The sequence below is a fragment of the Prochlorococcus sp. MIT 1314 genome (genome assembly GCF_034093315.1).
Lineage (GTDB): Bacteria > Cyanobacteriota > Cyanobacteriia > PCC-6307 > Cyanobiaceae > Prochlorococcus_A > Prochlorococcus_A marinus_Y.
Map to the genome: position 1 here is coordinate 1,296,348 of NZ_CP139300.1, position 22,348 is coordinate 1,318,695.

Below are 22,348 nucleotides of genomic sequence, written 5' to 3' on the forward strand. Positions count from 1 at the left end.
GCTAATAGAAACAAATGGCTTTATCTAGTCAAACTAAAGAAACAATCCTTGTCGCAGATGACGAGGCAAGTATTAGAAGAATTCTGGAGACACGACTCTCCATGATTGGGTACAAAGTTGTAACTGCAAGTGATGGTAAAGAAGCACTAAAGTTATTTAAAGACTATGAGCCTGATTTGGTAGTACTTGATGTCATGATGCCAAAGTTAGATGGTTATGGAGTTTGTCAAGAATTAAGAAAAGATTCCGATGTTCCAATTGTTATGTTAACTGCATTAGGAGATGTTGCTGATAGGATAACAGGTTTAGAATTAGGGGCTGATGATTATGTAGTGAAACCATTTAGTCCTAAGGAATTAGAAGCTAGAATTAGGTGCGTTCTAAGAAGAATTGACAAAGAACAAATGCCTGGGATGCCCAATTCAGGATTAATTTTGGTTACTGATATAAAAATTGATACAAATCGAAGACAAGTTTTTAAAAGCGATGAAAGAATTAGATTAACTGGTATGGAATTTAGTCTCTTAGAGCTTTTGGTAAGTAGGTCAGGAGAGCCATTTAGTAGAGGAGAGATCTTAAAAGAGGTTTGGGGATATACACCTGAGAGACATGTAGATACAAGAGTAGTGGATGTTCACATATCAAGATTAAGGTCAAAACTTGAGGCTGATCCTGCTAATCCTGAGTTGATATTAACAGCACGAGGCACAGGATATCTTTTTCAAAGGATTGTTGATATTGCTCCTTTTAATGGTAAATAAATGAGAAAAGAAACTGCACATAAAATTAATAAGTCCAGAGCTATCAGAAGATTAGTTATTTGGTACAAAAGAAACTCGGCCGTAACTTCAATAGTAGATACTGCTGCTAGTTCTGCAGTAACGGCTAGTAATGTTGCGGGTAACGTAGTTTCTGGTGCTGGATCTGTCGTGAGCACGGCTAGTAATGTTGCTAGTAATGTTGCGGGTAATGTTGCAGGTAATGTAGTTTCAAGCGCTGAATCTGTGGTGAACACTGCTAGTAGTGTAGTTTCAAATGCGAGTTCATTGGCTAAAAATACATTACAGCCATTAGTTTTTGACCCATTAAAAAGATTACAAAATAACGATAATGTTCTAGATATGGAGGAGGACTCGCAATCTAATAGAATTTGGATTGCAGTTGATGGTATGGGTGGAGATTATGCGCCTGGGCCAATACTAGAGGGTTGTCTGGAGGCGATAAGCAGATTTCCCATAAATATAAAGTTTGTTGGCAATATCGAAAAAGTTAAAAACGCAGCAGAAAAAATTGGCTTGATAGAATTGTTTGAAAAAGAAATAAAAAATAATCGTCTTGAATTAATTGATAGTGGAGATCCTATAGGAATGAATGAAGAGGCTACTGCAGTCAGAAAAAGGAAAAATGCAAGTATAAATGTTGCAATGGATTTAGTAAGAAACAATAAAGCTCAAGCTGTTTACTCAGCTGGTAATTCAGGAGCAATGATGGCTTCTGCCATATTTAGAATTGGAAGATTGAAAGGGATTGATAGACCCGCTATTGGTGCATTATTTCCAACAAGGGACCAAACTCATCCTGTCTTGGTTTTAGATGTTGGAGCAAATACAGATTGTAAACCTTCTTATCTGCATCAGTTTGCTCTTTTAGGTAATATTTATGCAAAAGATGTCTTGCAAGTAAAAGAACCAAGAATTGGCCTTTTGAATATTGGAGAAGAAGAATGCAAAGGTAATGATTTATCCCTGAAAACATTTGAACTACTGTCTAATGAAAAAAGTTTTGATTTTGCAGGTAATTGCGAAGGTCGAGACGTATTGTCAGGTAGTTTCGATGTAGTCGTTTGTGATGGTTTTACTGGCAATATATTATTAAAATTTCTTGAGTCTGTGGGAGGGGTTTTATTAGATATTTTGAGGTCTGAGCTTCCAAGAGGGAGGCGGGGAAAAGTTGGTTCGGCTTTTTTAAAAAGTAATTTACTAAGAATTAAGAAAAGATTAGATCATGCCGAACATGGAGGTGCATTATTACTTGGGGTAAATGGTATTTGCGTAATTGGCCACGGCAGTAGTAAGTCTTTATCAGTAGTTAGCGCTCTCCGTTTGGCTCACTCCGCCGTCAATCACAACGTGATGGAAAATTTAAATCAACTTCAAAAGCATCAAGTTTTAAATTCATAAAACATTTTGCGTCAAATTTATGGTTGACTTATATAAGTAATTAAAAACTCTTTTGGAAGCAATAAAGTTTAACCAGATTGGAGTCTCATTTAAAGGAAGTGGCAGTTATGTACCTGATCAAATACTAACCAATCAACAAATTAGTCAAAAGGTAGATACAAGTGATGAATGGATAAAATCTAGAACTGGAATTTCTGAGAGGAGGATTGCAAGCTTAGGAGATAATGTCACTGAGATGGGCTATCAGGCAGCACTAACTGCTATTGAAATGGCTAATTGGGAAATTGAAACGATTGATTTGATTGTTTTAGCTACTTCTACTCCCCATGATTTATTTGGTTCAGCGCCCTCTATTCAATCTAAATTGGGGGCTTATAATGCTGTAGCTTTTGATTTAACTGCAGCATGTAGTGGTTTCTTATTCGCATTAATAACAGCATCACAATTTTTAAAAGGTGGTAGTTTTAAGAGGGCTATTATTATAGGAGCAGATCAATTATCAAGCTTTGTTGATTGGAACGATAGAAGAAGTTGTATTCTTTTTGGAGATGGTGCAGGTGCATTAGCAATTGAAGCAACAAATGAATTTGATAATTTCATTGGCTTTGATATGAGGACTGATGGGGAAAGGGGTTGTTTTCTTAATCTTCCATCAAAAAATAGTAAGGATTCAATAATTGATAACATTGACTTTTTAAATGGAGGTTTTTCTCCAATTCAGATGAATGGTCAGGAAGTTTACAAATTTGCGGTTAAAGAAGTTCCGAAAATTCTTGATAAGTTGTTTAGAAAAACGAACTATAGTTCTAAGGAAGTTGATTGGCTTTTATTACATCAAGCTAATCAAAGAATATTGGACTCTGTAGGAGACAGATTAAAAATTCCTAGAGAAAAAATTCTTAGCAATTTAGAAAAATATGGTAATACTTCAGCGGCAACAATTCCTCTAATGTTAGATGAGGCTATTAAAAATAATAGAGTTAAACAAAATGATATTATTGCAACAAGTGGTTTTGGTGCTGGGCTAAGTTGGGGTGCAGCCCTTATTAAATGGGGTTAAAAACACAATAGGAACATTATGACAGTTGCATGGGTATTCCCTGGACAGGGTTCGCAAAAAATTGGTATGGCAAAACAAATTGAAAATTTGCCCAACACAAAAGAGAGGTTTAGTTATGCTTCTGAGATATTTGAGAGAAATTTATTTGAAATTTGTGAGTTAAATTCTGAATCAACAAATTCTCTTGATGACTTGAATGACACAAGAAATACACAAATTTGTCTGTTTTTAGTTGAATCAATTTTATTAGATGCATTAAAGAATAATGGTTTTAAACCAAATTATGTTGCTGGGCATAGTTTAGGGGAAATAACTGCACTCTATTGTGCGGATGTTTTTACATTCGAAGATTGTGTAGCACTTATAAAAATAAGATCTCAACTAATGGTTAATGCTGGCAAAGGATCTATGGCAGCAGTAATTGGTTTTGATAGAAATCAACTTGATTTATTAGTAAAAAAAATTGATGATATTGTAATTGCTAATGATAATAGTTCCTCCCAAGTTGTCTTATCAGGCTCTCATGCAGCATTAGATAATTTATCGAGAGAAATTACTTGTAAAAGATTTTTGAAATTAAATGTTTCAGGTGCATTTCATTCACCATTTATGAATGAGCCTTCAGCAAAATTTTCTGAATATTTAAAACAGATTAAATTTAACAATCCTTCTTTTCCAGTCATAAGTAATTCTGAACCTTCACTTTGTAGTGATCCAAATGAGCTTAAAATTAGATTGAAAAACCAAATGTGTAATGGAGTAAGGTGGCGAGAAACTATGGATTTAATGGCAAAAGATAGTGATCTCCATATTGTTGAAATTGGTCCTTCAAATGTACTTAGCGGTTTAGGAAAAAGACATTTGAAGGATGTAAAAATTTCTCAAGTTTCATCTTCTGATCAAATAACTTATTAATTCCTATGAAAAATGATATTTTTCAAAAATTAATCTATCAATTAGTTAGCAAACTTTTAGTATTTCCTATTTATAGATTTGTATTTAAAGGTCAAGTAATAGGTAGAGATAATATTCCGCAAAAAGATTCTTTTATAATGGTTTCTAATCATGGTTCTTTACTTGATCCTCCTTTGTTAGGACATGCTCTTGGACGTAATATATCTTTTATGGCCAAGGCAGAGCTTTTTAAAATTCCTTTTCTTGGCTTTGTAATCAAGGCTTGTGGTGCGTACCCTGTAAAGAGGGGCATTGCTGATAAAAATACCATTAAAATAGCATGTAAAAAGTTATCACATAACAATTGCATTGGAATTTTTATTGATGGTACTCGTCAAAAAAATGGGCGGGTTAATAAACCAAAACAAGGGGCTGCATTATTAGCCTTTAAAAATCAAAAACTATTATTGCCTGTGGCAATAGTTAATTCGCATAAACTAATAAGATTTAAATTCTTTGTTCCTTTCTTTTCAAAAATAGTTATTAAAGTGGGAAAACCCCTTCAACCTCCACAAAGTTCATCAAGAGATGATCTAAATTCTGTGACCATGCGCCTTCAAGATAATATTAATACTTTGATTGGATAAATGCTTAATTAATTGGAGAAATAGGGTACAGTGGCAAAACTTTTTGCCATGATTTTACATTTGCATTTAATAAATTTTTATTGGATAAATTTAATAATTCTGTTAAATCTTCCTTATCCTCATAATTAGCCTCAAAAACAAGTTCTTCACTTTCTAATGCTGTAAAAACTTTTGGTAAAACTGTTTCTCGAATGACTGAAACCCCATTTTTTTGTTTGTCACAACAAATCTCATATTTACCTGCAATAAATCCCTTGCGTTTTAATTTTTTGTAAATCCAAAATGATTGTTTATTTGTAAAAATTTTATTTTTTGATGCAATTCTTTTCGCGATGATTTCAAATGAACTAAAACTGTCTAAAGGACAATTTATTTGTTGTGAAATAGTTCTTGCTAAAACTACAATAAGTCTTGAAGCATTAAAATTAGCTGGCCCTATGCTGACAGATATTTTCTTTACTTTTTGTAAATTTTCTTTAGAAATAAATTTCTTGAAATCAATAATCAAATTGTTACACAAGTCATTTTCGAATTTTTTTATAAATAATTTATCAGATTCAAGATTATTGTTTTTTCTGTATCCAAAGCCAAAACAATCGTCTGTGCTATGAATCACTAATGTAGGGTATTTTTGTCTTTCTTCGAGATTATGTTTCATATATTACCTTTAAACAGGTAATTTCATACCTGGATTACATTTAGACCATTTACCAAATTCATTCGTAAAACTTTCACAAGCTTGAACATCCCAATCAGTTTTGTAAATACCACTCTCATCTTTAACTATACTGACATGAATAAAAGGGTTTTTTGCTTTAAAATCAGGAACACTACAAATATTATTTACACCATGATTATTTTCAACATCATGATAAGTGATACATCTATCAACCCATTTACAGTTAATGCAAATGCACATAATTAATAAATAAGATGAAAAGTAATAAGATTCTTAAAAATCATACACTAATAATTGATGAATTAGAGAGAAGTATAAAATTTTATCATTGGAATTCTATCTTATCTTTTTTACCTAAAGGCTCTTATTTAGTTGGTGGTTATATAAGGGATATTATTTTGGGAAGAGTAACTGAAGAAGTAGATGTTGATATTGTGGTACCTTTAAATGCTATTGAAATTGGAAAAAAGATTTCAGACAATATTGAATCTAAATTTATAATCTTAGATAAGAAAAGAGAAGTTGTAAGAATTATTCTTAATCATATTTCAATCGATATTACTAATCAAATTTCTTCCACAATAGAAGGGGATTTGATGACTAGGGACTTTTCAATTAATTCTATTGCTTTTTTATTTGATAAAAAGTGTTTGTTTGATCCATTAAATGGCTTAAAAGATCTAGAAAATTCTTTGTTGAGAACGTATTCAGAAATCAATTTACTGAATGATCCATTACGAATCTTAAGATGTTTTCGATTTGTTTCAGAATTGAATTTTAAAATTGATCAAGAACTAATTAATTTTATTAAACAAAATAAAGGGAAATTGTTCCTTGTTTCCAAAGAGAGGATTAATTATGAAATACATAAAATAGTAAATGGAGTAAATGCCCTTGAGGCAGTAATTTTGGTAAAAGAATTTAATATTATTGGGTCTGATAATTCATATAAAGATTCGTTTTTCTTAGATTTACAAAAAATTAATTATGCAGAACTTAATCAGAATGAACAAGAGAAATTTTTACCATTGTTTTTCATAACCCAAATATTAGATGAAGTATCTTTAGAGACATTTAAATTTAGTAAAGCTGAAATTGAAAAAACTAAGTTATTACGAAAATGGCACTTTTTGTTAAAGAAAAAAAATATTGCTCAGTTTAATGAATTAGATAGATTTGCATTACACCAGGAATTAGAGATGTTTCTTCCATCTTTTATTTTTTATTTACCTAAAAATTTACGATTAGATTGGCTTAAAAGGTGGCGTGACAAGGATGACAAACTATTTCATCCTTCAAATATAGTGGATGGTAATGTGATCAAAAAAAATCTGAAAATAAAGGACGGGCCTATATTAGGGGAGCTTTTAAATTATCTTTCAAAGGAGCTTGCTTATAAGAGATTGAATAATTTTGATGAAGCTATTTATAAAGCAAAGCAATGGATTGAACAAAATGCGCCAAAATGTGATTAAATACACATAGCTTAGTTTTGTTTAAAGTTCAGACTTCAAAATCATTTTTAAAAATTTATGAGCATTCGCATTTACATTGGAAATTTACCACAAGGATTTAATCCAAAAGAATTTGATACACTTCTAAAATCAGTTTCTGATTCGATTAGATTTAAAGCAGTTTTAGATAAGGAAACTAAGGAATGTAGAGGGTTTGGTTTTGCGACATCAAACAATGAAGAGAATGCTAATTTACTAATTCAAAAATTAAACGGTTTTGAATTTAATGGTTCTAAATTAAGAGTAGAACTATCAGATAAGAAAGATTCTGCTTCAAATAGAAGAAATAGTGGCAACTTAAATAAGAACAAGAAGAGAAAAGATTTTAAGAAAATTGTCCATAGCGACGCTCCTAATCTCGAAGCCCCTGATCCAAGATGGGCTGGAGAACTATCCAAGTTAAAAGATTTGTTAGCTAATCAAAAGACACCTGCTTAGTTATTTAATTCGAGAAATTAAAAAAGATATAGGAATCTCAAAGGCTTTTACAGAATTTTTTACAAAGGCTCTGTTATTAAAAACATCATAGTCTAACCTTTCAATAGAATCTAATATTCCTCTATAGAGACGTAAGGATGTCCAAACTGGCCATCTTGCATCGGAAGATAACCACTTAATCCCATCTTCAGACTTTTGGAACCAATCCCGAGCCCTTTTTAATTGAAAGTTCATCAGCTCTTTCCACTGCTTGTTTATTTCACCTTTTAAAAGTTCTTCTTCTGAATAATTAAATTTTTTAATATCTGCTTGTGGGAGATAAATTCTACCTCTTTGCCTATCTTCTCCGACATCTCTCAATATATTCGTCAATTGATTGGCTATACCTAATGCTATAGCCGACTCTGAGGGGTCAGGTTTCGCACTCCATGGCGCTGATGTATAAGCACTATCTAGACCCATAACATTCTGAGTCATTAAACCAACAGTTCCTGCGACTCTATAACAATAGAGTTTTAATTCTTCAAAATCTTTGTATCTAAATTTATTGAGATCCATTCTTTGACCATCGATCATATCTAAATAAGGTTGAATATTTTGCGGATATTTTTCGATGGTATCTAATAAAACTGCGTCTAATTCAGATTTAATATTTCCTTCAAATACATTCTTTGTATTTTCTTCCCATGCATCTAAATTATCTGAAAGTTCATCTTGAGATTTAGTTGAAGCTTCTAAACTATCCATTATCTCATCAGTTCTTCTACACCATACATAAATAGCCCATATAGCCTTTCTTTTTTCTAATGGTAGTAGAAGAGTTCCCAAGTAAAAGGTTTTAGCCCATTGTTGAGTTTCTTTACGGCATATTTCATATGCTTGATCTAGTTGAGAAATTGAATTTTTCAAAAAGTTTTAGCTGAATTTGAAGATTACTTTAAATGTTCAAGAAACATTTTGAGAGGTTTTGGAATACTCCTTGTTGATTGATTCCGCGCACAATTTACCACTTAAAACGGCTCCTTCCATAGATGCTAAATATTTTTGCATAGTATAATCACCAGCCAAAAAGAAATTTTTTATAGGAGATTTTTGGCTAGGTCTGAACTCCTGACATCCAGGCACTGCCTTATAAACAGATCTTGGAGTTTTGACTACTTTATATTTTCTTAAAATTGTCTTATCATCTCCTATAAAATGTGTTGGGAATAATTTTTTTAGTTCTTCCATCGTTGCATCAACTATTTCTTGATCACTCTTATTTATCCAGTCTTTTGCTGGGGCAAAAACTAATTCAAGCATTGATCTATTTGGATCTTCATATTCTTTACATGTAATACTCATATCTGCATACACACTAAGAAGTGGTGATCTGCTAAAAAGTAAATGATCAATATCTGTTAATTTTTTGTCAAACCATAAGTGAATATTAATAACTGGTACACCATTTAAACCATCTAATTTAGAAAACGCGTCTAGACCCTTCCATTGTTTAGGTATCATTAATTTAAAGAGATCTACAGGCATTGCACTAACATAAGAGTCGGCAGTAAGCTCTTTCTTTTCATTTGAATTTAGAGAGGCAATTGTAAAGCTCTTAACAGTACTATCTTCATTAAGGTTAATTTGCCTTAATGGACTATTCATGTGAACTTCTCCTCCACGAGCAGTGATATATTCAACAATTGGTTGACAAAGTCTTTCTGGAGGAGCTCCGTCGAGGAATGCCATTTTTGAACCATTTTTTTCTTGTAAAAATCTGTTTAGTGCTGTTAATAAAACTGTAGAAGATATTTCATCAGGCCCAATAAAATTTAAAGCCTTACTCATAGCAATAAAAACTTCATCATTAACTCTTTCTGGAATATTGTGTTCCTTAAGCCAATCTGTCCATGATTTGGTATCACATTTGTCTAAGTATTTTTGACCTCTTAACATTGCAGGAACTAACCCTAATCCAAAAAGAATCTTTTCATTCCATGAAAGCATATCGTTATTGCTCAGGATGGCTGAAACTCCATTTATGGGAGCTGGTATATCGGGAAAGTCAAATCTACTATAAGTTCCAGGCTCTGAGGGCTGATTAAAAATCATTGAATGACTTTTCCATTGGAGTCTATCCTCAATATCTAGTTCCTTAAAAAGTTGCAACATATTAGGGTAGGCTCCAAAAAAGATATGCAAACCAGTTTCGTACCAATCTCCATCCTCATCTTTCCATGCAGCAACCTTACCTCCAAGAACATCTCTTGCTTCAAGAACTATTGGAATGTGACCATTATCAACTAGATATTTAGCGCAAGATAACCCCGCCAAACCCGCACCAGCAATTACAACACGCATTATTAAATCAAGAAATAAATTAACACTTACTAATAAGCTACATTAAAGTTATAACATTATAGTTTTTTTCGTTGATTATTTCGCAAAATTATGGAAAAAATGCTTTTAAAATCAACTACACGACATGTAAGAATTTTTACTGCTGAAGTTGTTGATAAAGAGTTACAGTTTCATCCCAATAAACTGACTCTTGATTTAGATCCAGATAACGAGTTTATTTGGAACGAAGATTCTTTGAACAAAATTAATGAGAAATTTAATGAATTAGTCAAAGAGAGAGCAGGAAGGGATTTAGATGATTATGAACTTCGGAAAATAGGATCAGAAATCGAAGGTCTTATTAAATTTTTGCTGCAAAATGGGCAATTAAGCTATAACCCTGATTGTCGAGTAATGAACTATTCAATGGGTTTACCAAAGACAAATGAAGTACTGTGAATAGACCACCCTCAAATAGAAGGCCTAGGAGAGGCTCAAATAGAAGAAGTTACCCCTCAAATCCGAGAGAGATGGGCTCTTATGGACAAAGAAATGGTAGATTGCCTGCTTCTTCTGAACAAAAGATTAACTTCAGTACAGGAACTATCGCTGTTCTTGCGGGAGTACTAATTCTAGGAGTTGGTATTGGGAGTGCGATTACTAGTACAACAGATGGAGGACAGGGAAATATAGCTAGTCAACAACAATTAGATATGGCTGTTCCTGATCCTGAATTTTGCAGACAATGGGGTGCCAGCGCCTTTGTCATTGATGTTGAAATGTATACAACTCTCAATCCATCAACGAGTTTTGTAACGCAACCAGCTCTACAGCCAGGTTGTGTAATTCGAAGAGAGAATTGGACAGTTTTGCAAAAACAAGGAGCGATTAGTAATGAAGATGTAAGAGAATGTAAACAAAGAATGAATACTTTTGCTTATATTGGATCTATAAGAGATAAACCAATAGTTAAATGCGTTTATCAAACTGATGTTAATGAAAATAAATTTATAATTAAGGGAGATGGACAAGCCGAAGATGGAGGAGTAGGAATTAATAAAGAAGCAATTCAGTTCTAATCAAATTTAGGTTTGCCTTAATGGGCTTTCTAAACTTGCAAACTGAGGTAGGATATTTTTCTTAAATACTTCTGATGCTCTAGAGGTATATCTTGAGGGATTAGTAATTAATTTTAGTTCTCTTTTAACCTCTAAGTCAGCTACGAAAGCTTTATGGATTGTCCCAGCCGCTAATTCTCTTTCAATTGAAACAACTGGTAAAAACGAAGCCCCTAGACCTGATTGAACTGCATTCTTTATTGATTCAAGAGAGTTCAGTTCCATCTCAATTTTTAATCTTTGAATGTCAAGTCCAGAATCTTGAAGAAGTTTGTCAACAACTTTTCTTGTTGTAGATTGAGAATCTAATGTTACGAAATTTAATTTGTATAAGTCTTCTTTTAAAAGCTCTTTTTTGTTAGAGAGTTTGTGTTTAGAAGGTAAAACTAGGGCTAATTCATCTGTTGCATATGGAATTACTTGTAGCAAATTTTCTAAATCGCCAGGTAATTGTCCTCCAATAATGGCTAGGTCAATTTGTCCATTGGCAACACTCCAGCCAGTTCTTCTAGTACTATGAACTTGAAGTTGAACAGATACATCAGGATATTTTTGTCTGAAAAGTCCTATCATTCTTGGCATTAAATATGTTCCTGTTGTCTGGCTGGCTCCAATTACAAGGGTTCCACCTTTTAAACTATTTAAATCTTCGATAGCTTTACAAGCTTCGTCACACTGATTCAAAATTCGCTCACAATATTCAAGTAATAGTCTTCCTGCTTCAGTTAAAAGAGCTTTTCTTCCACCTCTATCGAAAATTGTTATTTCAAGTTGTTTTTCTAGGTTTTGTATTTGTAAACTCACAGCGGGTTGGGTTACGTATAATAAATCAGCAGCTTTTTTAAAACTTCCCTGAGCTGCAATAGCTTTTAATATTCTTAATTGGTCTAGAGTAAATGGTAATTCGGGCATCTATTATCCCTACAATTATTTATAATTCTAATACTTAAAAGTATTCTTGTTAAGAATAAAATTGTTTGAATAATCAAAATTTATGGAGACACATAAAACTTCCTTGGTGATATTACTATTGATTTTTATTTTTGCTGTAATTCATAGTGGCGGAGCTGCTTTAAGAATTAAAGCAGAATCTATTATGGGAGCAAGATTATGGCGGTTATGTTTTGTTTTTTTAAGTTTGCCATCTGCAATTATCTTGATTAGTTATTTTTTAGCTCATAGATATGATGGAATCAGATTATGGAATTTTCAAGGTAATAATTTCGTTTTTTTAGTAGTTTGGCTTTTAACTGCCATTAGTTTTTTGTTTTTATATCCCGCCACTTACAATTTGTTGGAAATTCCGTCAGTCTTAAAACCTAAAGTACGAATTTACGGAACTGGGATAATGAGAATTACAAGACATCCCCAAGCATTTGGTCAGATAATTTGGTGTTTTGCTCATACTTTATGGATTGGTACATCATTTACATTGATAACTTCTATTGGATTAGTATTGCATCATCTCTTTGCAATCTGGCATGGGGATAAAAGATTAGCCAAAAGATTTGGCGAAGAATTTGAAAACTTTAAAAAAAATACTTCCATAATCCCCTTTAAGGCGATATTTGAAAGAAAGCAAGAATTCAAAATTAAGGAATTTTTTAGGTTATCGCAACTTGGTATATTGATTGCAATAGGAGTACTGTGGTGGTCACATCAGTACATAAATATTGCTGTTAAAACATTTAATTCATCATTTTTGTCGGAATTTTTCAATTGACAGTTTAAAATCTATAATATAAATTCTTTAAAACATGCCTCAAGCTTCAGAAATTGCCTGGTTAATTCCTGTTTTCCCACTCATTGGAGCAGTGCTTTCTGGTTTAGGACTAATAAGTATTAACAAAAAAATTAATAATTCTAGAGAAATTGTTTCTATAAGTCTAATTTCATTCGTCGGTATTTCTGCAGTAATTAGTTATAAAGCTCTGATTGAACAAATTAATGGCTATCAATCCGTAGAAAAATTATTTGTATGGGCTAATGCTGGGGATTTCACGATCCCAATGGGTTTTGTCCTTGATCCTTTGGGTAGTGTGATGCTTGCTTTAGTAACTACCATAACTTTGCTGGTGATGATTTACTCACATGGTTATATGGCTCATGACAAGGGTTATGTCAGATTTTTTACATATTTAGCATTATTTAGTAGCTCAATGATGGGATTAATTATTAGTCCAAATTTGTTAGAAATTTACGTTTTTTGGGAGTTGGTTGGAATGTGTTCTTACTTATTGGTTGGTTTTTGGTATGACAGGGATGGTGCTGCCCACGCTGCACAAAAAGCATTTGTTGTGAATAGAGTAGGAGACTTTGGATTATTGCTCGGTATTCTTGGTCTGTTTTGGGCAACGAATAGTTTTGATTTTAATGAAATAGCTACTGGAATTTCTAAATCAGTTTCTGACAATTCAATACCCATTTGGGCTGCTTTACTCCTTTGTTTTTTAGTTTTTTTAGGGCCAATGGCAAAATCTGCGCAGTTTCCCCTCCATGTATGGTTACCTGATGCTATGGAGGGCCCGACACCGATTTCTGCACTTATTCATGCGGCGACAATGGTTGCCGCAGGAATATTTCTAGTAGCGAGGCTTCAACCTTTATATTCAATATTCCCTTCCATTCAGTTCATTATTGCTTTGGTGGGAACGATTACTTGTTTTTTAGGAGCTTCTATTGCTTTGACACAAATGGATTTAAAAAAGGGGTTAGCATACAGCACCGTTTCTCAGCTTGGTTATATGATGCTTGCGATGGGTTGTGGCGCTCCAATTGCAGGAATTTTCCATTTGATTACTCATGCTTGCTTTAAAGCAATGCTATTTCTGGGATCTGGCTCTGTAATACATGCTATGGAAGAAGTAGTGGGTCATCAGCCTGTATTGGCTCAAGACATGAGATTGATGGGCGGTTTAAGAAAAAAAATGCCATATACTTCAGCAACATTTTTAATAGGTTGTGTAGCAATAAGCGGAATTCCTCCCTTAGCGGGTTTTTGGAGTAAAGACGAGATACTCGGAAATGCATTTATATCATTCCCAGCTTTTTGGTTTGTAGGACTTCTAACAGCTGGCATGACAGCCTTTTATATGTTTAGGCTTTATTTCTTGACATTTGAAGGAGATTTTAGAGGAGAGAATAAAGAATTACAAAAAGAACTTTTAATCGCTTCTAAAGTGAATCTAGATGAAGACAATGAAGAAGAGCATAAAGAACATGGTTATATTCATGAGTCTCCTTGGTCAATGACATTTCCCTTGGTATTTCTAGCTGTGCCCTCTGTAATTATTGGTTTTATGGGACTCCCATGGGATAGTAAATTTGCAAATTTACTAGATCCTGAAGAAGCTGAAATTGCTGCAAAAGCTTTTGAATTAAAAGAATTTTTGCCTTTAGCAATTGCATCAGTTGTGATTGCATCAGCTGGAATTATTATTGCTTATCAAGCTTATTTTGTGAAAAAAATTAATTTGTCAATTTTATTTGCAGACAAGTTTCCTACTATTAATAAATTTTTATCAAACAAATGGTATTTAGATGATATAAATGAAAAACTTTTTGTGAAGGGAAGTAGAAAACTTGCTAAAGAAGTTTTAGAGGTTGATTCTAAGGTTGTTGATGGCGTCGTGAACCTTACTGGACTTGTGACTTTAGGTAGTGGAGAAGGTTTAAAATATTTTGAGACTGGTAGGGCTCAATTTTACGCTCTTATTGTCTTTGGAGGAGTAATTCTGTTAGTTGCTATATTTGGCTTTCAATCTCCTCAAGTCACTTAATTACAATTGTGTGTCTTCACTGTCTATTGGGGTGAAAAAATACAGATAATTTCTAGACTTTATTTAAGATAAATTTCTTATTAAATTGAGTACTTATTTTTTTACAAATTTTGCGACACAAATCTTAGGAACTTTGGGGGCTGGATTGTCTACTTTTCCTTGGCTATCTGCTTCAATTTTGTTCCCAATTGGGAGTGCTTTTGTGATACCTTTTTTTCCAGATAAAGGAGATGGCAAAGAGGTTAGATGGTTTGCCTTGTCTATTGCATTAATAACTTTTTTAATAACTGTAGGTTCATATATTAATGGTTTTGATATCAATAATGAGAATGTTCAACTTAAAGAGAACATTAGTTGGCTGCCTGATTTAGGTCTGACTTGGTCTGTTGGAGCTGATGGCATTTCGATGCCTTTGATATTACTAACAAGTTTTATTACTGCTTTGGCAGTTTTGGCTGCATGGCCAGTCAAGTTTAAACCAAAGTTATTTTTCTTTTTGATATTAGTTATGGATGGTGGGCAAATCGCAGTATTTGCTGTTCAAGATATGCTTTTATTTTTTCTAACTTGGGAACTTGAGTTGATTCCCGTATATTTATTATTAGCTATATGGGGCGGTAAAAATAGACAATACGCAGCAACAAAATTCATTATTTATACAGCTGGAAGTTCTATATTTATTCTCCTCGCAGCATTAGCTATGGGCTTCTACGGCACAGAAATCCCTAACTTTGAGTTTTCTCACTTGGCAGCGCAAGATTTTAGTCAAAAATTTCAAATACTCTGTTATGTGGGGCTCTTAGTTGCATTTGGAGTAAAACTTCCAATCGTACCTCTTCATACTTGGCTTCCAGATGCTCATGGAGAAGCTACAGCTCCTGTTCATATGCTTCTAGCTGGAATTTTATTGAAGATGGGAGGATATGCTCTTTTAAGATTTAATGCGCAATTATTACCTGTTGCTCATGCTCAATTTGCCCCATTATTAATAGTTCTTGGAGTAGTAAATATAATTTATGCGGCATTAACTTCTTTTGCTCAAAGAAATCTTAAAAGAAAAATTGCATATAGTTCGATAAGTCATATGGGTTTCGTTCTTATTGGAATAGGTAGTTTTAGTAGCCTTGGAACAAGTGGAGCAATGCTACAAATGGTTAGTCATGGATTAATTGGAGCTAGTTTATTTTTTCTTGTTGGTGCTACCTATGATAGAACAAAGACTCTTAAACTTGACGAAATGAGTGGTGTAGGGCAAAAAATGAGAATCATGTTTGCCCTTTGGACTGCTTGCTCCCTTGCTTCCCTTGCTTTGCCTGGCATGAGTGGATTTGTTTCCGAATTAATGGTATTTACAGGATTTGTTACTGATGAAGTTTATACACTCCCGTTTAGGGTAGTAATGGCCTCTTTAGCTGCTATCGGTGTAATACTAACTCCTATTTATCTACTATCAATGTTGCGAGAAATTTTCTTTGGTAAAGAGAATCCTAAATTGATCGAAGAACGAAAACTTATCGATGCAGAACCTAGGGAAATTTATATTATTGCTTGTTTACTTTTACCGATAATTGGAATAGGTTTGTATCCCAGATTAGTGACTGAGAGCTATCTTGCATCTATTAATAACTTAGTTGATAGAGATTTAACTGCTGTTAAAAGTGCTGTCAAAACAAGTATTTTTTCAGGAACTAAAAAAACTGAGATGTTAAAAGCTCCAACAATATAATTTTTTTAAATTAATTCAATATTAATTGGCATTAAATAATTAAGCATATATCTTATGTTTAGATATTAGTTATTTTAAAATACCTTATTTGAATTCTATTGATAGTCAACAATTAGGCCCTAGATTGTTGATTAAGTTTCTTCAAGACGCTGCTGGGAAGGGAGATCTTGATCCATGGGATATTGATGTAATAAGTGTAATTGATAGCTTTTTAGAGCAATATTCGCAATCTCTTAAAAATACTTCGAATAGTCAACTTTCATATCAAAAAGATTTATCTGAGACAAGCGAGGCATTTTTTGCAGCTTCGGTACTAGTAAATTTAAAGGCTCAAGTTTTGGAGTCTGATGTTTTCAAAACAAATTCGTCGGATATTGAAGATGATTTTGACGTGGATGATCAAGATTGGATTGATCAAGAATTTGATATTCCAAAATATCCTGAAAAATATCTAAGGAGAAGATCCATAGCACAACCAATTCTTAAACGTACAACAACATTGGGAGAACTGGTTAGTCAATTAGAGTCTATTGCTGAAGTTATAGAAACCCAAGATCTTCTGCTTATGAAGAGAAAAAGAAATAAAAAATATTCCGATAAGGATCTAATTTCTCAAGTGAAATCTTTAGCACATCGCGAGAAACTACCAGAAACTACTAAAGAATTGGGGAAATTTATTGATGGCTGGGAAAAAGCATTACAGTGGACAGATTTTGAATATTTAGTTAAGAAATGGCAAACAGTTGTAAAAAATGATTTAGATAAAGATCGTCTTGGGGTCTTTTGGGCTTTGTTATTTTTATCATCTGAAAACAAAATTGAAATTAAACAAATTAATTCCTTATATGGGCCAATTCAAATTAAAAGAATAATTCCTGATGGAGGCTTAGCTCAATTGCCCATAGAAAATCTAGAGGCAACAAATACCCCTCCCTCTGTTGCTTAGCAGCTTAATAGTAATAACGTATAATCTTTAAAAAAGAGGTTTTGTTTTCATGAAGGCAATGATACTTGCGGCAGGTAAAGGTACACGTGTTCAGCCAATAACTCATGTTATTCCAAAACCAATGATACCGATATTACAAAAACCTGTAATGGAGTTTCTTTTAGAATTATTAAAAGAGCATGGCTTCAAAGAAATAATGGTTAATGTCTCTCACCTCGCTGAAGAAATTGAAAATTACTTTAGGGATGGTCAAAGATTCGGTGTGGAGATAGCCTATAGTTTTGAAGGCCGAATTGAAGATGGGGAATTGATAGGAGATGCTTTAGGTTCAGCAGGAGGATTAAAAAAAATTCAAGATTTTCAAAAATTCTTTGATGAAACTTTTGTTGTACTTTGTGGAGATGCTTTAGTAGACTTAGATCTTACTGAAGCAGTTAAGAAACATAAGGAAAAGCGTGCAATTGCAAGTTTAATAACTAAAAAAGTAACTAGAGATCAAGTATCAAGTTATGGAGTAGTAGTCTCAGATGATAATGGTCGAATAAAAGCATTTCAAGAAAAGCCATCTGTAGATAAAGCTCTAGGTGACTCTATTAATACAGGTATTTATCTTTTTGAGCCTGAAATTTTTAATTACATACCATCAGGTGAGAAATTTGATATTGGGGCCGATCTCTTCCCTAAACTTGTTGAAATGGATTTGCCATTTTACGCATTGCCAATGGATTTCGAATGGGTAGATATTGGAAAAGTTCCTGATTATTGGAGTGCTATTCGCAATGTATTACAGGGAAAGGTAAGACAAGTAGAGATACCTGGTAAAGAAATTAAACCTGGAGTTTTCACCGGATTAAATGTCGCTGCTAATTGGGATATGGTTGATATTACTGGGCCAGTATATATAGGTGGAATGACAAGAATAGAAGATGGTGCAACAATTATTGGACCTGCGATGATTGGCCCAAGTTGTTGTATTTGCGAAGGTGCGACAATTGATAATTCAATTATTTTTGATTATTCTAAAATTGGTAAGGGCGTTAGACTAGTCGATAAATTAGTATTTGGCCGTTACTGTGTGGGAAAGAATGGAGATCACTTTGATTTGCAAGATGCATCGTTGGATTGGTTGATAACAGATTCTAGAAGATCTGATATGACTGAGCCATCTCCACAGCAGAAGGCAATGGCAGAATTGTTAGGTACTGATTTGATTAATATTCCAGATTAAGACCAGCTTTTTCAAGAATCTCAGGGATTAAATGCTCTGCTTTAACTGCCATTAGATGAATACCATTTGCAATATTAATAAACTCTTGAGATTGTTCAGCTGCAATTTGTATCCCTTCTTGTAACGGTTCTTTAGCATCTTTAAGACGATTTAAAATATTTTCGGGGATGTTTGCTCCAGGGACGTATTTGTTTATAAAGAGAGCATTTTTGTAAGATTTCAGAAGAAATACACCTGCAATTACAGGGATTTCGAGAGGGTTGCTAATTTTTTCACAAAATTCTATCAAATTTTCTTTTTTCATAACCATTTGAGTTTGTACGAATTGAGCTCCAGCCTCTTTTTTCTTTATCATTCTATTTTTTAAACTTTTTTGATTTTTGCAACTTGGATCTGCTGCAGCTCCTGAAAATATAAATGTTTTTTTATCAGATAATTCTCCAAATGAAGGATCAATCCCTTTATTGAACGCTTGAATTTGTTTAAGCAATCTAACTGACTCGAACTCGTGAACCGCTTTGGCATCTTGTTGATCCCCGGCTTTTACTGAATCACCAGTAATGCATAAGATGTTTTTAATTCCTAAAGCATTTGCTCCGAGAATATCTGATTGTAAAGCAATTTTATTACGATCTCTGCAAGATATTTGCATTATTGGTTCTATCCCATTTTCTAGTAATAGTTTGGACATTGCCATGCTGCACATTCTCATTATTGCCCTGCTTCCATCGGTAATGTTAACAGCATGTACCTTATCTTTCAAAAGTTGTGCTATCTTAAGAGATCTTATGGGGTTTGCACCTCTAGGCGGCATTAACTCTGCCGTTATTACCTTAGAATTTTTTTCTAATGTCTGCTGAAGTTTTGATTTCAATTGCTTTTGTTTCTTACTTAGTTAACAAGTGTAATGAGATTGCTAAACTTAATTAATATATAAAAGGAACTGTTTAAATGCAAATGGTTGAAGAAGATGTGAACAACATTGATATGTCCGGTCTCTCAGCAAGAGAGATGGAAATCATTGATTTAGTAGCTAATGGGCTTACAAATCAAGAAATCGCGGTAAAACTTACTATTAGTAAAAGAACTGTTGATAATCATGTAAGTAATATGTTTACCAAAACTGGATCTAAAAATAGAGTTGCACTTTTGAATTGGGCAATGGATCATGGAAAAATTTGTAGAGACGGATTTAATTGCTGTTCCCTCCCAGATTCTGACCAAGACTAGTACCCTTTCCTTTTCTTTTATCGTTAGCTAACTCCATTAAACAATAATTTGTAGAACTTAATTCGAAGAGTTCAGCATATGCTAAGCAAACATCTTTGTCTGAATCAACAAATCTCAATATACCTTCCTTATCGTAAAGACCATACATTTGAAGAAAATCAATTTTATTTAAATATAAAGAAAATATAAAGGAAAGGTGGCTCTTCTGGCTAGTTATTTTTGAGAGTTGTCAAATAGTAAGTAATTATCTTCCCATTTTGAAAAAGGTTTGTTAGAAAGACTGAAATTGGAGTAATGAGTTAGCCCAGTAATTTCTTTTGATATGAAAGATGGAAGATTTAAATCTTGCTCCTCATTGGAAAGTTCAATTTCGGCAATTTCAAGAGGAAAATTATTTCCTTTAAAGCAATCTATAATCCAATATTTTTTTTCTACTTCTAAAAAATACCTTTCTTTTTTAATGATATTTGAAAGATTTGACATTATTATTTCACCATCTTTTCTTGGAATGGAGTATTCAAATTCAAAATTGGTAAAGCTTTTGATATGTTTTTTGAGTGCAATTTTAAAGTCTTTCCCTGTCAACCTTATCCTAATAATCCAATCATCCAAATTTTTTGATAGATATCCTTGTTCAATGAAAATCTTTTTAGTGATAAATTTTTTCCAATTATCATTCTTTATTAGAAATCTTCTTTCTATTTCAAAGGCCATTTAATTTGCTGGATTTTTTTTAGATAAATCACCTTTCCAATCTAGTTTTTTTATTAAAGTGTTGTAATAGTTAGTACTTTTTTTGAACTTTATTATTTTGCAGGATGATTTACTTTTCTTGATCTCGCAAAAATAAGTTTCTTTAATGGTCATACATTTTGAACCGTCTCTCCATAATTTAATTTCCCCTTTATTTTTTTTTACTGGTTTAATTATTACTTTGCTTGTATTTGGTATGACTATTGGTCTACTTGCCAAACTCATCGGGCATATAGGGTTAATAATCATTGCATCGATACTAGGATGTACAATTGGACCACCTGCAGCCATTGAGTACGCTGTTGACCCAGTAGATGTAGATATGATTAATCCATCACCTTTATATTCATTCACTTTTTCGTTATCTATTTCAATTTGTATTTGGTTGGTAGGAGAAATATCTTCTTCAACAGACTTAAAATAAAAATCATTTAAGGCATCGTAGCTTTTTATAATTTTTTTCTCTGGACTTGTCCCAAGGATACAAACATTACAATTTAATCTATTACGAAAGTCAATTATATATTCTTCGTTTTCAAGTATTTCAATAAAAGATTTGTCAAATAAAAATTCTTTTTCTTGTGTAAGAAACCCCAAATTACCACCTATATTAATGCTCAATAAAGGAATATCATAATCAGCTAATGCATTTGCACATTTTAGGAAGGTTCCATCACCACCAATAACTATTCCAATGTCTGGCTGTGATTCTGAATTACAAAGATATGCTTTAATTTCATTTTCATGAAAATCACTTTCTATCCTGTTTGATTTAATATTTTTTTCTTTAAGAACTTCTTCGCAGAATTTTGAAGCCTCTTGAGCTATAGAACTATCTGAACGATATACAATGAGCACTAATGAAAGTTTCATTTAATGCTTTTACCATTTTAATAAATTAAAACTTTCCATATCTACAGTAACCCTGTTTCTGTAAAGCGATAGCAATATAGCTAATCCAACAGCTGCTTCTGCGGCAGCAACAGTAATCACAAAAATCGCAAAAACTTGTCCTTGAATTAAATTATTATCAATATAGGAAGAAAACGCCATCAAGTTTATATTTACCGCATTGAGCATTAATTCAATGCTCATAAGAACTCTGACTGCATTTCTGCTATTTAATAATCCCCAAATACCAATGCAAAATAGTGCTGAAGATACTATCAAAAAAGCTTGAAGAGGAACTGATTCTAAATTCATAATAATAAAGTCGAAAGGTTAATTTTTATTTGTAAGTAATGGTTCTGACGATTTTTCAATTAACTCCTGATCTACAGGTAGTCCTGTTGAAATATCTTTGCTCATTACATCTCTTCTAGCTAAAACAATAGCCCCAATCATTGCCATTAAAAGTAAAACTGAAGCAACTTCAAATGGGAGTAAATAATCACTAAATAGATGCTCACCAATCCTAATAGTTGATTCTTCTCCAATAGAGTTTTGTGGACTTGATAGGCTCCAAACATTGGTCAAATCAACTCTTATTAAGAGACTTAGTAGGGTTAAACATATCGTTGTTGAGATAATTATTCTCGATTTAATGTTCTTGATAGGCTTTAAATCTTCTTTTTTATTAACTAGCATTATTGCAAAAATTATTAATACATTAACTGCACCCACATAAACTAAAACTTGTGCTGCAGCGACAAAACTTGCATTTAAAAGAAGATATAATCCTGCCACACTCATGAAGACTCCCCCAAGGAGAAAGGCTGAATAAACAATACTTTCGAGCAATACAACACCAAGTGCTCCAATAATTACAACTAAAGATAGAACAGTAAAACAAATAAATTGTGTTGTTATTGCGATGGACATAAATTAATGGAAA

The 22,348-nt window shown here is 32.9% G+C and carries 26 protein-coding genes; 15 read left to right on the forward strand and 11 right to left on the reverse strand.

Annotation, left to right across the window (positions count from 1 at the left end; all coding sequences use genetic code 11):
* Nucleotides 1-14 precede the first annotated feature (14 nt).
* From rpaB to SOI86_RS07350, 5 genes are read left to right on the forward strand one after another with little or no spacing between them, the layout of a single operon-like run.
* Nucleotides 15-761, forward strand: a complete 747-nt coding sequence (gene rpaB, locus SOI86_RS07330) for a response regulator transcription factor RpaB (protein ID WP_320681180.1) — start codon at nucleotides 15-17, stop codon at nucleotides 759-761.
* Complete coding sequence (gene plsX / locus SOI86_RS07335; protein WP_320681181.1) at nucleotides 762-2,180, forward strand: phosphate acyltransferase PlsX; 1,419 nt, start codon at nucleotides 762-764, stop codon at nucleotides 2,178-2,180.
* Nucleotides 2,181-2,232: 52 nt separating this feature from the next.
* Entirely contained in the window at nucleotides 2,233-3,240 is a 1,008-nt protein-coding gene (locus SOI86_RS07340; protein ID WP_320681182.1) for a beta-ketoacyl-ACP synthase III, read from the forward strand.
* An 18-nt stretch (nucleotides 3,241-3,258) separates the two neighbouring features.
* Nucleotides 3,259-4,155, forward strand: coding sequence for an ACP S-malonyltransferase (gene fabD, locus SOI86_RS07345; RefSeq protein ID WP_320681183.1), 897 nt, complete (start codon nucleotides 3,259-3,261; stop codon nucleotides 4,153-4,155).
* A gap of 5 nt (nucleotides 4,156-4,160) precedes the next feature.
* Nucleotides 4,161-4,781 (forward strand): lysophospholipid acyltransferase family protein, encoded by a 621-nt coding sequence (locus tag SOI86_RS07350; protein ID WP_320681184.1) that lies wholly within the window; start codon nucleotides 4,161-4,163, stop codon nucleotides 4,779-4,781.
* Nucleotides 4,782-4,785: 4 nt separating this feature from the next.
* Here the strand turns inward: SOI86_RS07350 and SOI86_RS07355 are convergent, their stop codons facing one another.
* Nucleotides 4,786-5,439 carry a molecular chaperone gene (locus SOI86_RS07355; protein WP_320681185.1) on the reverse strand — a complete coding sequence of 218 codons (654 nt, stop codon included), beginning with the start codon at nucleotides 5,437-5,439 and terminating at the stop codon, nucleotides 4,786-4,788.
* Nucleotides 5,440-5,448: 9 nt separating this feature from the next.
* Nucleotides 5,449-5,700, reverse strand: a complete 252-nt coding sequence (locus tag SOI86_RS07360) for a Ycf34 family protein (RefSeq protein ID WP_320681186.1) — start codon at nucleotides 5,698-5,700, stop codon at nucleotides 5,449-5,451.
* Between the two features lie 14 nt (nucleotides 5,701-5,714).
* Here SOI86_RS07360 and SOI86_RS07365 point away from each other — a divergent pair, with 14 nt between their 5' ends.
* On the forward strand, nucleotides 5,715-6,935 hold the full coding sequence (locus tag SOI86_RS07365; RefSeq protein ID WP_320681187.1) for a CCA tRNA nucleotidyltransferase: 1,221 nt from the start codon (nucleotides 5,715-5,717) through the stop codon (nucleotides 6,933-6,935).
* 57 nt (nucleotides 6,936-6,992) lie between these two features.
* Entirely contained in the window at nucleotides 6,993-7,412 is a 420-nt protein-coding gene (locus SOI86_RS07370) for an RNA-binding protein (RefSeq protein WP_320681188.1), read from the forward strand.
* On the opposite strand, the gene SOI86_RS07375 is transcribed toward SOI86_RS07370, so the two are convergent.
* Together SOI86_RS07375 and pds are read right to left on the reverse strand one after the other, a co-directional pair.
* Nucleotides 7,413-8,321, reverse strand: coding sequence for a phytoene synthase (locus SOI86_RS07375; protein ID WP_320681189.1), 909 nt, complete (start codon nucleotides 8,319-8,321; stop codon nucleotides 7,413-7,415).
* 36 nt (nucleotides 8,322-8,357) lie between these two features.
* Complete coding sequence (gene pds / locus SOI86_RS07380; protein ID WP_320681190.1) at nucleotides 8,358-9,755, reverse strand: 15-cis-phytoene desaturase; 1,398 nt, start codon at nucleotides 9,753-9,755, stop codon at nucleotides 8,358-8,360.
* A gap of 90 nt (nucleotides 9,756-9,845) precedes the next feature.
* Here pds and ndhM point away from each other — a divergent pair, with 90 nt between their 5' ends.
* Nucleotides 9,846-10,193, forward strand: coding sequence for an NAD(P)H-quinone oxidoreductase subunit M (gene ndhM / locus SOI86_RS07385; RefSeq protein WP_320681191.1), 348 nt, complete (start codon nucleotides 9,846-9,848; stop codon nucleotides 10,191-10,193).
* Complete coding sequence (locus tag SOI86_RS07390; protein WP_320681192.1) at nucleotides 10,190-10,813, forward strand: DUF3172 domain-containing protein; 624 nt, start codon at nucleotides 10,190-10,192, stop codon at nucleotides 10,811-10,813. The genes ndhM and SOI86_RS07390 overlap by 4 nt, the downstream gene beginning before the upstream one ends.
* A 6-nt stretch (nucleotides 10,814-10,819) precedes the next feature.
* On the opposite strand, the gene SOI86_RS07395 is transcribed toward SOI86_RS07390, so the two are convergent.
* The gene (locus tag SOI86_RS07395) at nucleotides 10,820-11,764 is read right to left on the reverse strand and encodes a LysR family transcriptional regulator (RefSeq protein WP_320681193.1); all 945 of its coding nucleotides are present in this window, start codon (nucleotides 11,762-11,764) and stop codon (nucleotides 10,820-10,822) included.
* Nucleotides 11,765-11,846: 82 nt separating this feature from the next.
* On the opposite strand from SOI86_RS07395, the gene SOI86_RS07400 reads away from it, so the two are divergent.
* The 5 genes from SOI86_RS07400 to SOI86_RS07420 all read left to right on the forward strand — a co-directional run bounded on the left by SOI86_RS07400 (nucleotide 11,847) and on the right by SOI86_RS07420 (nucleotide 18,531).
* A complete protein-coding gene (locus SOI86_RS07400; RefSeq protein WP_320681194.1) occupies nucleotides 11,847-12,575 on the forward strand; it encodes an NnrU family protein in 729 nt (242 codons plus the stop codon).
* A 34-nt stretch (nucleotides 12,576-12,609) separates the two neighbouring features.
* Nucleotides 12,610-14,631 carry an NAD(P)H-quinone oxidoreductase subunit 5 gene (locus SOI86_RS07405; RefSeq protein WP_320681195.1) on the forward strand — a complete coding sequence of 674 codons (2,022 nt, stop codon included), beginning with the start codon at nucleotides 12,610-12,612 and terminating at the stop codon, nucleotides 14,629-14,631.
* A gap of 121 nt (nucleotides 14,632-14,752) precedes the next feature.
* Nucleotides 14,753-16,357, forward strand: a complete 1,605-nt coding sequence (locus tag SOI86_RS07410; protein ID WP_320682514.1) for an NAD(P)H-quinone oxidoreductase subunit 4 — start codon at nucleotides 14,753-14,755, stop codon at nucleotides 16,355-16,357.
* 124 nt (nucleotides 16,358-16,481) lie between these two features.
* Complete coding sequence (locus tag SOI86_RS07415; RefSeq protein ID WP_320682515.1) at nucleotides 16,482-17,303, forward strand: segregation/condensation protein A; 822 nt, start codon at nucleotides 16,482-16,484, stop codon at nucleotides 17,301-17,303.
* Nucleotides 17,304-17,352: 49 nt separating this feature from the next.
* Nucleotides 17,353-18,531 (forward strand): NDP-sugar synthase, encoded by a 1,179-nt coding sequence (locus SOI86_RS07420; RefSeq protein WP_320681196.1) that lies wholly within the window; start codon nucleotides 17,353-17,355, stop codon nucleotides 18,529-18,531.
* On the opposite strand, the gene SOI86_RS07425 is transcribed toward SOI86_RS07420, so the two are convergent.
* Nucleotides 18,515-19,405 carry a methylenetetrahydrofolate reductase gene (locus SOI86_RS07425; RefSeq protein WP_320681197.1) on the reverse strand — a complete coding sequence of 297 codons (891 nt, stop codon included), beginning with the start codon at nucleotides 19,403-19,405 and terminating at the stop codon, nucleotides 18,515-18,517. The two genes, SOI86_RS07420 and SOI86_RS07425, sit on opposite strands and share 17 nt — an antisense overlap.
* A 77-nt stretch (nucleotides 19,406-19,482) precedes the next feature.
* On the opposite strand from SOI86_RS07425, the gene SOI86_RS07430 reads away from it, so the two are divergent.
* Complete coding sequence (locus SOI86_RS07430; RefSeq protein WP_320681198.1) at nucleotides 19,483-19,761, forward strand: helix-turn-helix transcriptional regulator; 279 nt, start codon at nucleotides 19,483-19,485, stop codon at nucleotides 19,759-19,761.
* Here the strand turns inward: SOI86_RS07430 and SOI86_RS07435 are convergent.
* The 5 genes from SOI86_RS07435 to SOI86_RS07455 all read right to left on the reverse strand — a co-directional run bounded on the left by SOI86_RS07435 (nucleotide 19,724) and on the right by SOI86_RS07455 (nucleotide 22,335).
* On the reverse strand, nucleotides 19,724-19,909 hold the full coding sequence (locus SOI86_RS07435) for a hypothetical protein (protein WP_320681199.1): 186 nt from the start codon (nucleotides 19,907-19,909) through the stop codon (nucleotides 19,724-19,726). The two genes, SOI86_RS07430 and SOI86_RS07435, sit on opposite strands and share 38 nt — an antisense overlap.
* 65 nt (nucleotides 19,910-19,974) lie before the next feature.
* A complete protein-coding gene (locus tag SOI86_RS07440) occupies nucleotides 19,975-20,475 on the reverse strand; it encodes a CYTH domain-containing protein (RefSeq protein ID WP_320681200.1) in 501 nt (166 codons plus the stop codon).
* Entirely contained in the window at nucleotides 20,476-21,387 is a 912-nt protein-coding gene (locus SOI86_RS07445; RefSeq protein WP_320681201.1) for an NAD(+) kinase, read from the reverse strand.
* Nucleotides 21,388-21,396: 9 nt separating this feature from the next.
* Nucleotides 21,397-21,717: an NADH-quinone oxidoreductase subunit NuoK gene (gene nuoK / locus SOI86_RS07450; RefSeq protein WP_320681202.1), complete on the reverse strand. Its 321-nt coding sequence runs from the start codon at nucleotides 21,715-21,717 to the stop codon at nucleotides 21,397-21,399.
* A gap of 18 nt (nucleotides 21,718-21,735) precedes the next feature.
* Entirely contained in the window at nucleotides 21,736-22,335 is a 600-nt protein-coding gene (locus SOI86_RS07455) for an NADH-quinone oxidoreductase subunit J (protein ID WP_320681203.1), read from the reverse strand.
* Nucleotides 22,336-22,348 lie beyond the last annotated feature (13 nt).

What these genes read in the sequence shown, in the direction of transcription:
- rpaB (WP_320681180.1), top strand. Translation starts at nt 15, where the DNA reads ATGGCTTTATCTAGTCAAACTAAAGAAACAATCCTTGTCGCAGATGAC.
- plsX (WP_320681181.1), top strand. Translation starts at nt 762, where the DNA reads ATGAGAAAAGAAACTGCACATAAAATTAATAAGTCCAGAGCTATCAGA.
- fabD (WP_320681183.1), top strand. Translation starts at nt 3,259, where the DNA reads ATGACAGTTGCATGGGTATTCCCTGGACAGGGTTCGCAAAAAATTGGT.
- SOI86_RS07350 (WP_320681184.1), top strand. Translation starts at nt 4,161, where the DNA reads ATGAAAAATGATATTTTTCAAAAATTAATCTATCAATTAGTTAGCAAA.
- SOI86_RS07355 (WP_320681185.1), bottom strand. Translation starts at nt 5,439, where the DNA reads ATGAAACATAATCTCGAAGAAAGACAAAAATACCCTACATTAGTGATT.
- SOI86_RS07360 (WP_320681186.1), bottom strand. Translation starts at nt 5,700, where the DNA reads ATGTGCATTTGCATTAACTGTAAATGGGTTGATAGATGTATCACTTAT.
- SOI86_RS07365 (WP_320681187.1), top strand. Translation starts at nt 5,715, where the DNA reads ATGAAAAGTAATAAGATTCTTAAAAATCATACACTAATAATTGATGAA.
- SOI86_RS07370 (WP_320681188.1), top strand. Translation starts at nt 6,993, where the DNA reads ATGAGCATTCGCATTTACATTGGAAATTTACCACAAGGATTTAATCCA.
- pds (WP_320681190.1), bottom strand. Translation starts at nt 9,755, where the DNA reads ATGCGTGTTGTAATTGCTGGTGCGGGTTTGGCGGGGTTATCTTGCGCT.
- ndhM (WP_320681191.1), top strand. Translation starts at nt 9,846, where the DNA reads ATGGAAAAAATGCTTTTAAAATCAACTACACGACATGTAAGAATTTTT.
- SOI86_RS07395 (WP_320681193.1), bottom strand. Translation starts at nt 11,764, where the DNA reads ATGCCCGAATTACCATTTACTCTAGACCAATTAAGAATATTAAAAGCT.
- SOI86_RS07400 (WP_320681194.1), top strand. Translation starts at nt 11,847, where the DNA reads ATGGAGACACATAAAACTTCCTTGGTGATATTACTATTGATTTTTATT.
- SOI86_RS07405 (WP_320681195.1), top strand. Translation starts at nt 12,610, where the DNA reads ATGCCTCAAGCTTCAGAAATTGCCTGGTTAATTCCTGTTTTCCCACTC.
- SOI86_RS07420 (WP_320681196.1), top strand. Translation starts at nt 17,353, where the DNA reads ATGAAGGCAATGATACTTGCGGCAGGTAAAGGTACACGTGTTCAGCCA.
- SOI86_RS07430 (WP_320681198.1), top strand. Translation starts at nt 19,483, where the DNA reads ATGCAAATGGTTGAAGAAGATGTGAACAACATTGATATGTCCGGTCTC.
- SOI86_RS07435 (WP_320681199.1), bottom strand. Translation starts at nt 19,909, where the DNA reads ATGTATGGTCTTTACGATAAGGAAGGTATATTGAGATTTGTTGATTCA.
- SOI86_RS07440 (WP_320681200.1), bottom strand. Translation starts at nt 20,475, where the DNA reads ATGGCCTTTGAAATAGAAAGAAGATTTCTAATAAAGAATGATAATTGG.
- SOI86_RS07445 (WP_320681201.1), bottom strand. Translation starts at nt 21,387, where the DNA reads ATGAAACTTTCATTAGTGCTCATTGTATATCGTTCAGATAGTTCTATA.
- nuoK (WP_320681202.1), bottom strand. Translation starts at nt 21,717, where the DNA reads ATGAATTTAGAATCAGTTCCTCTTCAAGCTTTTTTGATAGTATCTTCA.
- SOI86_RS07455 (WP_320681203.1), bottom strand. Translation starts at nt 22,335, where the DNA reads ATGTCCATCGCAATAACAACACAATTTATTTGTTTTACTGTTCTATCT.